Consider the following 15,186-nt stretch of genomic DNA (forward strand, 5'->3'; position numbering starts at 1 on the left):
TTAATTTTTAAGTGGAGTATTTAATGTAACATAATCATCGTTGACATTGGTGCCGTTTACAGCCACCATGTATAAACGGTAGTTGTTGTTATTTGGCGGTATATTAACATAAACGGTAGGGCCTTCGCCAACTTTGCTCATATTAGTAGCTGTGCCAAGCGCATTGGTTTTAACCAGGTACCATTCAAAACGCAGGTTAGTTTTTAAAAAAGTGGCAACATTCCATTTATCATACGCATATACCAACGCGCTATAGGGCAATAAGGCGCCTGTGGTAGTTGTTAAAGCAGGTCTTAAAATCCTTACCGGTGGCAAATCATTACCATGTATTTTACCGTGCCAGGTTGCGCTTATTTGATACAAATAGGGCTTGTTGCGACCCCATACATCTTTCAACCCGTCAAAAGTGGTAACCGAACCGCTTTGCTGGTCCTGCCAGCTGGCATAAAAAACACCTGTTCGCGGCCATACGGCTTTTTGTAAACCTTTTGGATTTACATTGCTCATAAAGTAAGAGGCCCCGATACCGGTGGTAACATATTTTAACGATTGTTTATCCTTAACAATAAGGCCAAAAGCATCTATGGCTGGTACTTGGGCGTGCAGTAAATTTACGGTAGTTGCCAATTCAGGTACCGACAGTACATCAAACGTTACGGGCCGCGCCGGATCTGCAAGTTTAATATCGTTAACCAAATGTTTTAACCACCTGATGTAGCGGTATTGGGCATAAAATATTTGCGGCGCATGATAAAAACGGTTTAATTGCTGGTAGCTGTAATTGGCCAAATTCCAGGCCGTGATACTGGTATTGGTTTTGTTTTTATTTACGGTTTTTAAAATGAGCGAGGCTACGTCGTTTAAATTGTCGGCGTCATCAATAAAGTTTTGGGCATCGGGTATCCAAAAACTATAATGAATTTTAAGCCCATGTTGCGCGGCAGCATCAAAAGTAGAGTGATCGTAAATATTGGGCCCGTATATTTTTACGGTATTTACACCAGCCTTACGCATCTCGTCAAAATCATTGACGATTATATTTTTTGTGAGCGGCGATATGTTTTTATACCAATAGTGGCCCTTTGGATAAATAACGCCCTGAACATCGGTAAATACACGGGGATTTAACAGGATGTTCTTCACTTCGGCAAGCCTGTCGTTTTCGGCTTTAACACTATCTGTAGATGAAGCCAGCCTTGCAACGGGGGCGTACAACTTGTTTTGATTAACAACTTGCCATAAACCGGCTGTATCTGTGGTAGTATTTTTAATAATGGAGTTTTCGCCGTTATGCACCCCTTCAAAATTGATATTACCCATGTCGGCATCATCATCGTTGTTCTTACTTGATACATAAACGCTGATGCAGATAACAAGTACAGTAAGTATCATGCTTACTTTTCGTACGCCAGTATAAATTTTCCTTCGTAGCAGCCAAAAATATTTTTTTCCGGTTTTTACGTTACTTGCAATATTGAACATGGTGCTATGGTTGCCCAAATACATCTGCAGCTTAAGCTCAGAACTGGCTATCAGCATAAATACCATAAACATGCAATTTAACAACGCAATTGCCGACATGAAAAATGTAAACGGGCTCCAGTCGGTATAAAGGCCATAAGCTATGGCCACCAGTGACACCACCAGCACGGCAATGTTAGGCAGGTTGTTTTTTAAATTTTTCTCGTCCTTAACATCTTTAGGGGTTGGGATGTACGGAACATTTTTACGGATGATGGTGTATACAAAACCTAATATAAAAATCCACCAGGTGCCGATGAGTAACAGCCCGCCCACTAAATGGAAGCCCCTTTCGTTATCCTCCATTACCCATTCCTGTACAAAGTGTCTTATCAAAACAACCGATGTAATAAAAGGAATACTGATAACCAAAAATTCCGAAAAGTCCATTTTTAACGGATACACATCCATGAACAGCGATAAAATGGGGATGGAAAAATTGATTAAAAATATAAAGCCCGATAAGTAAAAAAGGGGCAGCAACCCGTAATGGATTTTTTGCCGCCAGGTAAATTTTGTAAACAGCTTTACATATGAAGTAACCAGTAGCTCGAAAACCCCGCGCGACCATTTTATTTGCTGCTTATAATAGGCTGATAATGTAGCAGGCACCAGGCCTCGGGCCAGTACCTGCGGCACATAAACAGATTTCCATTGTTTGGCGTGTAGCTGCATAGCGGTATGCATATCTTCGGCCAGCCCAGCGGCATGTCCGCCTATTGACTCCAGCGCGGTGCGCCTGAAGGTACAATTGGCCCCGATAGCTTGCGCGGTACCATAGCTGTTCATACACATCATCATGGGCCCGTAAAAATGGTAGGTTTGTTGCGCCGCACCCTTTGCAATCCAGCCAATGCGCTGGTTATAATACGCCTGTACTACCTGCACATATCCTATTTCGGGATCATCAAAATGCGCCACAATAGGATCAAGAAATTCGGGGAAAGGTACATGGTCAGGATCAAGCACCAGGCACAACTCGCCTGATGATTGTGCCAAAGCATTATTGATATTACCCGCTTTGGCATTTACTTTTTTAATACGGGTAACATGGTGTACCCCCAATTGCTCGCAAACCGACTTAAGGTACGGATCGTCGGCCTCATCGCATAAATAAGTTTGATGCGGGTAGGTTATATTTTGTATGGCGGTAAGCGTTTCTAAAATCATTTCGTAGGGCTCGCCCGCGCAAAATGTTGTAAAAATATCTACCGTATATTGTTTGGTAACCGGCGGCGTAGCCGGTACGCTGATAGACCAATAGTGGTACCACTCATAAATTACTTTAAAAAAGGTATAAACAAAGGTTACAATAAGCAACCAGTAAAGGGGCTTATAACCAATAACCGATTCGTGAAGTAAGCTATACATGAAAAAAAACATGCAGGCCAGCCCTATCACAATCATCAGCCTTAAATTAAGCAGTTGCTTTTTTGAAGGTGGTTTTATATTACTACTATTCATGGATTATACAGCACGTAAAAAGGGACATTAGCAGTGGCGAAATAGCCGTTATCGTTATATACATATACATATAAGCGGTATGGGCCTTCGGTTTCCGGTACTTTAAATTTAATTATAGGCCCATTATTTTCGGTAACTGCGTTTTTGATATCCTTCAACGGCTTATCGTTAAAAATACCATTTGGCTTAAACCAATCCTCGGCAAACAGCTGCCACTTATAGGTAAGTTTAGCTGTACCAGGTTCATTCATATAGGCAATTGCAAAAGAAGTGGTTTTAGGGCTAAGCAAAATGTTATCGCGCCCGCCTTTATTCTCCACCAGCATGTATTTTATATCAGGCGCCTTGACGGGCGGCTTTTTTCCCGTCCATAAATATTGCATGGCGTTAACTATTTCGGTTTGCCCGCCATGCTCATCAAAAAGGCTAAACCAGGTGGGGGTAAGCTCCTGCTTTTGTCCCCAGTAAAAAACCATCGAACCTAAAAATCTTGGGTTATCAACCGGCATATAGTTACTATAGGTGGCTAAATATTGTTCTGCTTTTTTTGTGCTGGTATTTTCTACATAAGCGCCCCATACATTTTGGCTGGCTGCCACCCAAGGGCCTTCAACAGACCACTCTGTTATTAAAAACGGACCGTTCCATAGCCATTTGAAATCCTGCAGATCCTGCTTTAAGGTTTGTATCGAGCCAAAAATATTGAAAGATATAAAATCAATTTTTGTACGGTACCGTATATTAAAAATATTTTCTTTTTGAAACGTCATAACGGTTGTGGTAACCGGATGTTGCGGATCGTTGTAATGAATGCTGTCAACCAGGTTATTAAAAACAGTATAAAACTGGTTAAACCTGGGCCTGAACGGGAATGTGAGCTCGTTACCCAGGCACCAGCATAAAAGGGCAGGGTGGTTTTTATATTTATTAATTACAGAGGTGATTTTTTTTGTAAAAGCGGCAGCCTGCGGAGTATTGTAAAACTCATCCATCCTTAGGCTTGGCGGCATGGGCAAACCCACTATTACCGCTAAATTGTTTGCCTGTGCCGAGTCTAAAATATTGGCCAGGTGCACAGTATCCCAAACCCTTATGGTATTGCCGCCTGCTTCTTTTAAACGTTTAAGATTGGTATGGCCCGCTGCTCCTTTTACCAAAAAAGGCTGGCCTTGGCGGTATAAAGTATACTTGCCGTTTTCATTTTTAATGTAAACTGTTTTGCCGGCGTTATCAGCAGGTTGCGCTTTATTACAGCCAAAGGAAAAAAAGCAGGATAATAAAATTAAATGAATGACGACTAATCTGAAAGAGTAAAATATCATAAATTTTAGGCCAATTCGCTCACAAATGGAGTTTTGGTTAGTGTTTAAGGTTGATTTTAGACGTTACATTCTTGAAACTAAACATACGGCTTTTTACGGAATTTAAACGTTTTATGTTGTGATTGGGTTTTGCGGGGCTCATGTTTATAAAAACCAAATAATTGCCGATTTAATACAACGCTCTACTTTGATTTGAATAAGGCACCCGCTAAGTGGTTATTCCGAAATAAATCGCCCGGTTTTCATACAAAATAACTTAATTTTAAACATGATTTTCGTCCTCGATAAAACCAACACTATTGCCAACCAGTTTTTGGCCGAATTACGTGATGCCGAAATACAACAGGACAAAGCCCGCTTTAGGCGTAACCAGGAAAAACTGGGCCAAATTTTGGCCTATGAAATCAGCAAAACCCTCCACTATGAAACTAAAGGGGTACAAACACCCTTAGGCATAGCCAACGTTAATACCCCTGCCGACCAGCCTGTGTTAGGTACCATTCTGAGGGCCGGGCTTCCATTTCATCAGGGTTTTATGCATTATTTTGATCAGTCCGAATCGGCATTTATAACCGCTTACCGCAAGGTAAAAAGGGGAGGCTCGTTCCTGATCCAGGTAGACCATATCTCGACCCCGAACCTTGACGACAAAATCCTGATCCTGTGCGATACCATGCTGGCTACCGGCCAAAGCCTGGTATCTGTTTGCAAGGAGCTGATGGCACAATATAACATTAAAGAGCTGCACATAGCCGCCGTAATTGCCAGCACCGTAGGCATAGCTCATGTACGCGCCAACCTGCCTAAAGCCAAACTATGGGTGTGTGCTATTGACGAGGAAATGACCAGCAAAGCCTATATTGTACCCGGCCTTGGCGATGCGGGCGATTTGGCGTTTGGCGAGAAGGTGTAGAAGGGATTTCGGAACTGGGATTTTCGATATTGGATTTTCAATTTTTTAAAAAAGGGGCTAATCTCCATAAATTACATCCGCATTTTTTATAAATTAGGCTGTAGCTTAAATATTGTAAAAATGCTGGACGATTTTCCGTTTTATTTATGCCTGGTAATTGTGATATTATTATTGATCATGCTGAGCAGGAAAATAAAAGTTGCCTATCCTGTTTTGCTGGTATTAGCCGGATTAGGGATTAGTTTTATCCCGGGCCTGCCTACATTGCATATCGAATCGGAACTGATCTTTATTTTGTTTTTACCTCCGCTGTTATATGACGCGGCATGGCATATTTCATGGAAAGAGCTTTGGCACTGGCGGCGGATCATCGGAAGTTTTGCCTTCCTGGTTGTGTTTTTTACAGCGTTGGCGGTTGCATTGGTTGTTAATCATTTTATTCCCGGCTTTACGCTGGCCCTGGGTTTTTTATTAGGCGCGATAGTTTCGCCGCCGGACGCGGTAAGCGTAGGGGCTATTTTAAAATTTGTAAAAGTACCCAAACGGCTATCTTATGTTTTGGAGGGCGAAAGCCTTTTAAATGATGCGTCCTCGCTCATTATTTTCCGCTTCGCACTTATAGCGGTAGCAACGGGCAGTTTTGTTTGGCACCAGGCTGCTTTAAGCTTTGTGTGGATGCTGGCGGGCGGTATAGGCATCGGCCTTATTGTAGGCTACGCATTTATGAAAACGCATAAATACCTGCCAACAGATACCAATACAGATATTGCATTATCGCTGTTAACGCCGTATATCATGTATATAGCTGCCGAAGCCGTGCATAGTTCGGGCGTGCTGGCTGTGGTGAGTGGCGGCCTGCTGCTATCCAACTACCGGCTACGTTACCTCAGCAGCAGTTCAAGGCTGGGTGGTTTAAACGTTTGGGACAGCCTTAGCTTTGTGCTCAACGGTTTGGTGTTTATGATCATAGGGCTCGATCTGCCCCAAATTACGGCCGGGCTCGAACGTGTGTCTATTGCTACAGCTATTGGTTACGGTTTATTGGTAACCGGGGTTTTAATTGCCGGGCGCATTTTATCAGCCTTCGCTGCCGTGCTGGTTACCCTGGTAGCCCGGAATTTTATAACTGTTGCCGATAGTAGAAATCCTGGCTTTAAGCTTCCTTTTTTGATTGGCTGGTCGGGTATGCGGGGCGTAGTGTCATTGGCATCCGCTTTATCGATACCGGTTTACATGGCCAACGGATCGGCTTTTCCGCAGCGGAACCTCATTTTGTTCATCACATTTGTAGTCATCTTAACCACCTTATTGCTGCAGGGTCTAACGTTGCCTTACCTGATCAGGAAACTAAATTTGACCGACCCCGATGAAGTGGCGCCCGATGAGGAAGTTTATAACGATATCAGGAAACAATTAAACCAGCATGCGCTGCTGTACTTAAATTCAAACTGCTGCGAGCAAGTGAGCAGGCAGCCAATGCTTCAGCAAATGGCGCTGAAGTGGCAAAATAACGATCAATTAGCCGATGGTTTATTGATGACCGAAGAATCTAAATCCGTTTACCGCGATGTGCTGGATCTGCAAAGGAAATGGCTGATAAACAAGAACAAGGAAGATGTGAATATTGACGAAGAGATTATCCGGCGGCACCTCTTGTACCTTGACCTGGAAGAAGAAAAACTGCAATTTATTTAGGTCGGTTTTTCTATCATAACATAATCCCCGCTTAGCCCATTCATGGGCGATTGTTTGAATATTGTAACTTTTGGTTTGAATATTGTAACCCCTAACGTGTTCAATTGCTTAGCTTTATAGTATATTTCAACTTACTTCCAAATTAACCAATTATGGATAGTTTAACTATTACTATTAACGGAAAGCAGCAAGAGGTGAATGCCGATCCTAACATGCCCCTGCTCTGGGTCATTCGTGATCTGTTAGGGCTCACCGGTACCAAATTTGGCTGTGGCGTAGCACAATGCGGCGCGTGTACTGTTCACCTGAATGGTGAAGCCGTACGTTCCTGTGTAACCAAAGTGAGCCGTGCGGCAGGCCAGCAGATAACCACCATCGAGGGACTTTCGAAGGGCAACGACCACCCTTTGCAAATAGCATGGGCCCAACTGGATGTACCGCAATGCGGTTACTGCCAATCGGGGCAATTAATGTCGGCAGCGGTATTGCTGAGAGAAAACACTAACCCGACCGATCAGGACATCGATGACGCTATGTCGGGCAATATCTGCCGCTGTGGTACCTATCCGCGTATTAGGGCCGCCATACATAAAGCTGCTCAAATGCAGCGGGAAGGAGTAAAATCATGAACCGTCGCGCATTTTTACAATCGGGTACTATTCTGGGCGGAGGATTGCTTATTTCTTTTACCATACCACAAGCCAATAAGCTGGCAGCGATGGTCAAAACAACGGCCGACGCGGGTTTTGCACCCAATGCTTTTTTAAATATTGCAACAGATAACACCATAACCGTATACCTAAGCCATGTGGAAATGGGCCAGGGTATATGGACAACGCTGCCAATGTTACTGGCCGACGAACTGGATGTAGACCTGGGGCAGGTAACTGTTAAACACAGTGGCGTTGGCAAGGCATATAATCATACCGTATATGGTATCCAGATAACCGGTGGCTCCAGCTCTACCTGGTCGGAGTTTGACAGGTACCGCAATGCAGGCGCAACCGCCCGGGTGTTGTTAACACAAGCGGCCGCCAAACGATCTGGCGTTGCGGTTGAAAACTGTAAAACCGAAAATGGACATGTTATTGCTGCCGGCAAAAAATATACCTACGGCGAACTGGCGGCAGAAGCTGCACTTTTGCAGGTACCCCAGCAGGTACCCTTACGGCCCAAAAAAGACTGGAAATACATAGGCAAAGGCGCCGGCCGTATGGATGCTATTGTAAAAACCAATGGTGAAGCCAAATTTGGCCTTGATATCCAGTTCCCGGGCTTATTAACCGCGGTTGTGGCGCACGCGCCGGTTTTTGGCGGTAAAGTGAAATCGTTTGATGCCGGCAAAGCGATGGCGATACCCGGCGTAGTACAGGTAGTACAAATTCCAACAGGCGTTGCCGTAATTGCCAATCATTTTTGGGCGGCGCAGCAGGGGCGCAAAGCCTTGCAGGTAAACTGGGATAATGGAGCCGGTGCAGATTTATTTACAACCAAACAAACAGAAACATACAAAAAGCTGGCAGCTACCAACGGGTTGGTGGCCCAACAAAAAGGAGATGCCGCGGCTGGCTTAATCAAAGCAAGTAAAGTAATTTCGGCACAATACGTGTTTCCGTACCTGGCGCATGCTCCCATGGAACCCATGAATTGCACCGTAAACCTGCAAAAAGATAGCTGTGAAATATGGACCGGCACGCAGTTACCGGGCGTTGACCAGTTAGCAGCTGCCAAAATACTGGGCATGAAGCCCGAACAGGTAACAATGAATGTTGCTTTCCTGGGTGGCGGCTTTGGCCGCCGGGCTACGCCAACTTCCGACTTTGTTTCTGAAGCTGTTCATATTGCCAAAGCCAGCGGTAAGCCGGTAAAAATGGTGTGGACACGTGAAGATGATATGAAAGGCGGCTATTACCGCGGGGCTTGTGTGCACGATGTTTCGGTGGGATTGAATGAGCAGGGGCTGCCTGTAGCCTGGAGGCATAATATAGCGGGGCAATCTATTATGGCTGGTGCTCCAATGTTTGGCCCCCCTCCGGCTGTTGATGATACCTCTGTAGAGGGCGTAAAAGGTTCGCCTTATCTTACTACTGTACCTGATCATTTTATAGGGCTGCATACCACCAAAGAGGTAGTGCCTATCCTGTGGTTTCGTTCTGTAGGAAATACCCACACCGGCTACGTAATGGAAGCCATGCTTGACGAACTGGCACATGCTGCGGGCCGCGACGCGGTAGTTTACCGCCGGGCGCTGTTTAAAGATCATCCACGCCACCTGGCGGCGCTCAATTTGGTTGCCGATAAAGGCGGTTGGGAAAAACCGGCACCCCAGGGGCGGCATAAAGGTGTTGCCGTACACGAAGCTTTTGGCAGCTATGTAGCCATTATTGCCGAGGTTAGTATTAATAATGGCCAGGTGCGTGTGCATAAAATTGATTGCGCTATAGATTGTGGTTTGGCCGTTAACCCCGATGGCGTGAAAGCGCAGATGGAGAGTGGTATCATCTTTGGCCTCACCATGGCCTTATATGGCGAAATAACGCTGGAAAACGGCAAAGTACAGCAAAGTAATTTTTATGATTACCGCATTGCCCGGATGAACGAGTCGCCGGAGATTAACGTGTTTATTGCAGACAGTAATGAGAAAATGGGAGGTGCCGGCGAGTGCGCAGTGCCGCCAACGGCGCCCGCTATTGTCAATGCTATTTTTGCTGCTACCGGTAAACGGATATATAATTTGCCTATCATGAACCATAAATTAACTCAGGCATGAAAAAACTAATTTTCATCAGCATTACTTTATTTATCGCAGGCTCAATAGTATTATCCTTTAAGGCCGATGATGCTAAACCGGTCAGCGAGCCGGTGGTTATCAAAGATAGCATTGCCTCTGTTAAAGCCTTTAAGCAGGTATATACCGTATTAATGAGCGCTCGCTGCATGAATTGCCATCCCTCAGGAAACATTCCGCTGCAAGGCGATGATAATCATCTGCACACCATGTCGCCCCAAAGGGGAGTTGATGGTAAGGGCGTTTATGCCATGAAATGTTCTAATTGTCATCAGTCAACCAATACACCCGGGCTGCATACGCCGCCGGGCAATCCCAACTGGCATTTACCACCGGCAGATATGAAAATGGTTTTCCAGGGCAGAACGCCGCGCCAACTGGCTAAACAACTTATAAACCCCAGGCAAAACGGCCATAAAGACCTGAAAAAACTGATTGCCCATGCTGATGATGGCTTAGTACTATCTGGCTGGAACCCCGGCGAGGGCCGTACGTTGCCGCCTATGAGCCATGCTGCATTCAAAAAAGCGTGGATAACATGGCTTACAACAGGCGCTTACGCTCCTGCTAAATAACTTATGTTTAATTTAACAATTGCCTGTGTTGATACAATCATCAGCATGGGCAATATCATTAAGCAGCAATAACCCTCATTGCCAAATTTAATCGCCTTTTTCCGAATTAGACGACAGCACCAGGAACCGGCCGTAGTTTTGGTTTAATAATTAAGTACAATTAGATATCATGGTTAAAATGTCTAATTTATAAGCGTGAAGCCATATCCCCGGTGCCGCGCATTATCTGATATTATGTGTACACCTGTTTTGCCGGGCTTAATAGCATTAGGGGAACTGCCTTGGGTATCAACCATAGTTATCATGGTTTTTTAGCAGTTAAATAGGGATATGATTGCTTTTGCAGTACTAAATATATCGCCTTGCAATTTCTTTTGCCGAAATTTAGCGCGACTATGTTTAAACTGCTTGTAAATTAAATAATTATCAAGTTAAATAAAGGCATGCTTTTAATGTTATATGAAACTATTTGGCATGAAAAACGTATAAACAGAAACCAAACAATCTTAAAATAATCTTTTGGGCTATTGGGGGTTGGTGATAAATATTAAACGATGGGGTGATCAATAACAAATGAGAACATGCCAGACGGTAGAATTGCTGAGATTAAATTTCCGAACCGAATTAATAATCCAACCACAATCAAAAGTATTATTTTACTGAAGCAGCGCTTTTGTTTTGACTTATAAGGTTTACGATATTAATAAAAAATAATCTGCAGTAAAAGTATCAACACAGCAAAATGAGGCGAATTTTTCTTTTTATTTCGTGTTTATGCCAGCTTTTTTTCGGATTGTGTTATTCGCAAACACGCGATCTTAAATTTAAACAACTTAGTACAAACGAAGGCCTTTCCCAAAGCCATGTAGTAACCATCATTAAAGATAGCCGTGGCTTTATGTGGTTCGGGACCGAAGATGGCCTTAATAAATACGATGGTTATAAATTTACCCATTATAAGCACGATCAGAATAACAAAGCAACCATCATTGACAATTATGTACTATCTATAATGGAAGACGGTTCCCATAATTTATGGATTGGGACCGAAAGCGGGCTTGACAGATTTGACCGCGCCACAAACACGTTTATTCATTATTCCGATCATTCAACTTTCTCCGTAAGGTCTGTTTTTTTGGATAGCAAAAAGAGGATATGGCTGGGTACCAGTAAGGGTTTATATTTATTTAATGCTGCAAATGGTTCATTTAAAAAAATTACGTACGCAGGCAAAAATACAAGCGGTTTAATTAACGGGTTTATATACCAGGTTACCGAAGATAATAATGGCTGGTTATGGATAGGAACTGATGATGGCCTGTGTCATTTTAATCCCCAAAACGGTGAGTTTATCCGTTATGTTCATGATGCTGCAAACAACAACAGTATTGGCGCCAGTTGGATAAAAGCCGTATATAAAGATAGCAAGGGTAATATTTGGGTGGGTACTCATGGCGGAGGGCTGGCATTGTATAATAGTAAAAATGATTCATTTATAAATTTTAAACACGACCCTAATAATAGTAACAGTATTTGCCATAATGATATTCTTTCGATGCTGGAAAGCGATGGGAAATTGTGGATAGGGACCGAAAATGGCGGAATAAGCGTGCTCGATTATCCGGCCAACAAGTTTGTTTGTTACAAATTTGATGCAAATGATCATTACAGCCTTAGCAGTAACTCTGTTTACTGTTTATATAAGGATGATGTGGGAAACACCTGGATAGGTACTTATTCGGGCGGAGTTGATTTTTTACCGGGGTTGGGCAACAAATTCAATTCATACAGCCAAAACCCAAACAACCCAAATAGTTTAAGCAACAATAATGTGCTGGCCATATCCGGCGATGATACCGACGAAAATATTTGGATTGGCACCGATGGAGGTGGCCTGAATTTATTTAACCGAAAGAAAAAGACCTTTGTTCATTACCTGCATAATGATAATAATACCAACACTATAAGTAATAATTATCCAATGGCTATAGTGCCGTTAGATAAAAATCTTATTGCCATTGGTTACCATATTGGCGGGCTCGACTTGTTTGATAAAAAAAAGGGGACTTTTATACATTATATGCCCCAGGCAAATAATATGCGCAGCCTTTCCCTTTCAGATATTAACAATATGTATAAAGACCATGATGGCAACATATGGTTAGGTACCTGGAAAGGGGGGCTTAATTATTTTAATGTAAAAACCGGTCTCTTTACCCGATACAGGAACAATCCGCTTGATGATAACAGCGTAGGCAGCGATATTGTTACTACCGTATACCAGGATAAACAGGGCAATATGTGGATAGGTACCGATAATGGCCTGGATATATTAAACCCTAAAACCGGCCGTTTTACACATTACAGGCACGATGAGGGAAAGAAACACAGCTTATCAAACAACACTGTCGAGTCGATTACCCAGACTGCTGACGGTGATATGTGGATAGGTACAAACGGCGGCGGGCTTAACCTTTTTAACAAGCGCAGCCAAACATTTACGATATACACCGAAAGGGAGGGCTTGCCGAATAATGTGATTTACACTATTTTGAAAGATCATAAGGGAAACTTTTGGCTAAGCACCAACAAAGGGATTGCCAGGTTTAATCCAAAAACTAAAGTCGTCAGAAACTATGGCATTTCTGACGGGTTGCAGGGAGATGAGTTTAAAGGTCACTCCGGTTTTCAAACTGCAGATGGGCAAATGTTTTTTGGTGGCGTAAACGGATTCAGCACTTTTTATCCTGATAGTTTAAAAGATAATGACTTTATTCCTCCTGTTTATATAACCGGGCTGCAGATTTTTAACAAACCTGTTATCCCTGGCGATAAAAACTCACCGCTTCAAAAAGATATCAGCGAGACAAGCGCTATAAACCTTTCCTATAAACACTCGGTACTTACATTTGAATTTGCGGCACTGAATTATACCATTCCCGAAAAAAATCAATATGCTTATAAGCTGGATAACTTTGATAAGGACTGGAACTACGTTGGCACTAAGCGGACAGCCACTTATACAAACCTTGATCCGGGTACATATACATTCAGGGTTAAGGCATCAAACAACGACGGAAAGTGGAATAACAAAGGCACAGCCATTACTATTTATATTGCGCCTCCTTTTTGGCTCACCTGGTGGTTTAAATTAATTGTGGCTTTAGCTTTTATTATTAGCGGACCGGCATTTTACGTTATCCGCACACGTTCTATATTAAAACAGAAAGCCGAGCTTGAGCGCCAGGTAAAAGAACGTACCGAGCAGCTGGCACGGGCAATAGAGGTGGAGAAAAAATCGGCCCTTGAAGCCGAGGAGGCCAATAAGGCTAAAAGTATATTTTTGGCTACCATGAGTCACGAAATCCGGACGCCTATGAACGGGGTGATCGGGATGGCTTCCTTACTTGCCGAAACACCTTTGGACGACGAGCAGCGGACTTTTACCGAATCGATACAAACCTGTGGCGAAGATTTGCTGGCGGTTATCAACGATATTTTAGATTTTTCTAAAATAGAATCGGGCAATATGGAGCTTGAGGAAAAAGATTTTAGCCTGCGTACCTGTATTGAGGAAGTTTTTGACGTTTTTGCTTTAAAGGCCGCCCACTTAAAGCTCGACCTGGTTTACCAGATTGACTATGATGTACCGGCTCAAATTATTGGCGATAGTTTAAGGCTTCGGCAAATCCTGATTAACCTGATAAGTAACGCTATCAAGTTTACCAAAAAGGGCGAAATTTATGTTGCTGTACATTTGCTTGGTACTTCAGAAGATAATGATATCGAATTAAATTTTGAGATAAAAGATACCGGCATTGGTATTTCTGCCGATAAGCTTCACCGGTTATTTAAAGCGTTTTCCCAGGTTGATTCTTCAACCACCCGTCAGTACGGAGGTACCGGCCTTGGGCTGGTTATAAGTGAGCAGCTGGTGAAGCTAATGGGCGGTAAAATTAGCGTGGAGAGTGAAATTGATAAAGGGAGTACTTTCAGGTTTAATATTCATACGCAAAGGAGTTTACTGCAAGATGCCGTGCAAATAAACCATAGTATGAATGGTTTTGAAAAAAGCGAGATTTTGATTGTTGACGATAACGATACCAATTGCCGGATTTTAAAAGGCCAGCTGGAGCAGTGGCAGCTAAGCCCTGTAGTAGCAAATTCAGGCGAGCAGGCGCTTGACATCTTGTCGCGTCCCCATAATTTTAAGCTGGTTATTACCGATATGCAAATGCCGTTTATGGACGGAATTGAGTTGGCCAATTTAATAAGGGCCAAATTTCCAGATTTACCAATAATGCTTTTAAGTTCGATAAGTTATATTTTCCATAAGGATAATCCGGGTCTTTTTTGTTCCATATTAACTAAACCCGCCAAGCAAAACAATTTATATAAACACATCATAAAAGAGCTTGCCAGGCATGTAAATTCAACCAGTAACGAACCACTGCAGGCCGATATCGCCAAACATAAACTGTCCGATAATTTCTCGGAAAGGTACCCATTGCATATTTTGGTTGCCGAAGACAACCAGATGAATCAGAAATTAATTATGAAGGTTTTGAGTAAACTGGGATATGAAGCCGATTTGGCGGCCGATGGCCTGGAAGCCCTCGATTTGGTTAATAAGAAAACATTCGATGTGATTTTGATGGACGTACAAATGCCCAAAATGGATGGACTGGAAGCCACGCGAATAATAAAAAAACGTTTCCCCGAACGTCCTTTTATTATTGCGATGACAGCCAACGCGCTGCAAACCGACCTGCAAATTTGTATAGACGCCGGTATGGACGACTATATAAGCAAGCCATTTAAACTGGATGATTTGGTGAATAAGCTGGAAAAATGGGCTTTGAAGGATAGTGTAGATATTAAGCCAGGCAAGTTTTGAATGGCTGAATA

8 protein-coding genes are annotated in these 15,186 nt (G+C 43.1%); 6 read left to right on the forward strand and 2 right to left on the reverse strand.

Features of this window, described 5'->3' with window-relative positions; all coding sequences use genetic code 11:
- A complete protein-coding gene (locus BMX56_RS05690) occupies positions 1-2,985 on the reverse strand; it encodes a glycosyltransferase family 2 protein (RefSeq protein ID WP_090642214.1) in 2,985 nt (994 codons plus the stop codon).
- The gene (locus BMX56_RS05695) at positions 2,982-4,307 is read right to left on the reverse strand and encodes a glycoside hydrolase family 2 TIM barrel-domain containing protein (protein ID WP_090642217.1); all 1,326 of its coding nucleotides are present in this window, start codon (positions 4,305-4,307) and stop codon (positions 2,982-2,984) included. The genes BMX56_RS05690 and BMX56_RS05695 overlap by 4 nt, the downstream gene beginning before the upstream one ends.
- Positions 4,308-4,575: 268 nt before the next feature.
- Here BMX56_RS05695 and upp point away from each other — a divergent pair, with 268 nt between their 5' ends.
- From upp to BMX56_RS05725, 6 genes are all read left to right on the forward strand, one after another.
- Positions 4,576-5,220 (forward strand): uracil phosphoribosyltransferase, encoded by a 645-nt coding sequence (gene upp / locus BMX56_RS05700; protein WP_090642219.1) that lies wholly within the window; start codon positions 4,576-4,578, stop codon positions 5,218-5,220.
- Between the two features lie 120 nt (positions 5,221-5,340).
- Positions 5,341-6,915, forward strand: a complete 1,575-nt coding sequence (locus tag BMX56_RS05705; RefSeq protein ID WP_090642222.1) for a Na+/H+ antiporter — start codon at positions 5,341-5,343, stop codon at positions 6,913-6,915.
- Between the two features lie 152 nt (positions 6,916-7,067).
- On the forward strand, positions 7,068-7,544 hold the full coding sequence (locus BMX56_RS05710) for a (2Fe-2S)-binding protein (protein WP_090642225.1): 477 nt from the start codon (positions 7,068-7,070) through the stop codon (positions 7,542-7,544).
- On the forward strand, positions 7,541-9,685 hold the full coding sequence (locus BMX56_RS05715; protein WP_090642228.1) for a xanthine dehydrogenase family protein molybdopterin-binding subunit: 2,145 nt from the start codon (positions 7,541-7,543) through the stop codon (positions 9,683-9,685). Before BMX56_RS05710 ends, BMX56_RS05715 begins: the two co-directional genes overlap by 4 nt.
- A complete protein-coding gene (locus BMX56_RS05720; protein ID WP_255369779.1) occupies positions 9,682-10,278 on the forward strand; it encodes a hypothetical protein in 597 nt (198 codons plus the stop codon). The genes BMX56_RS05715 and BMX56_RS05720 overlap by 4 nt, the downstream gene beginning before the upstream one ends.
- A gap of 742 nt (positions 10,279-11,020) precedes the next feature.
- Complete coding sequence (locus BMX56_RS05725; protein ID WP_090642231.1) at positions 11,021-15,175, forward strand: hybrid sensor histidine kinase/response regulator; 4,155 nt, start codon at positions 11,021-11,023, stop codon at positions 15,173-15,175.
- The last annotated feature ends 11 nt before the right edge of the window (positions 15,176-15,186 follow it).

The sequence above is a fragment of the Mucilaginibacter sp. OK283 genome (assembly GCF_900110415.1).
Taxonomy (GTDB): domain Bacteria; phylum Bacteroidota; class Bacteroidia; order Sphingobacteriales; family Sphingobacteriaceae; genus Mucilaginibacter.

Excerpts from the sequence above, each read along its gene's own strand:
- BMX56_RS05690 (WP_090642214.1), bottom strand. The coding sequence starts at position 2,985 with ATGAATAGTAGTAATATAAAACCACCTTCAAAAAAGCAACTGCTTAAT.
- BMX56_RS05695 (WP_090642217.1), bottom strand. The coding sequence starts at position 4,307 with ATGATATTTTACTCTTTCAGATTAGTCGTCATTCATTTAATTTTATTA.
- upp (WP_090642219.1), top strand. The coding sequence starts at position 4,576 with ATGATTTTCGTCCTCGATAAAACCAACACTATTGCCAACCAGTTTTTG.
- BMX56_RS05705 (WP_090642222.1), top strand. The coding sequence starts at position 5,341 with ATGCTGGACGATTTTCCGTTTTATTTATGCCTGGTAATTGTGATATTA.
- BMX56_RS05710 (WP_090642225.1), top strand. The coding sequence starts at position 7,068 with ATGGATAGTTTAACTATTACTATTAACGGAAAGCAGCAAGAGGTGAAT.
- BMX56_RS05715 (WP_090642228.1), top strand. The coding sequence starts at position 7,541 with ATGAACCGTCGCGCATTTTTACAATCGGGTACTATTCTGGGCGGAGGA.
- BMX56_RS05720 (WP_255369779.1), top strand. The coding sequence starts at position 9,682 with ATGAAAAAACTAATTTTCATCAGCATTACTTTATTTATCGCAGGCTCA.
- BMX56_RS05725 (WP_090642231.1), top strand. The coding sequence starts at position 11,021 with ATGAGGCGAATTTTTCTTTTTATTTCGTGTTTATGCCAGCTTTTTTTC.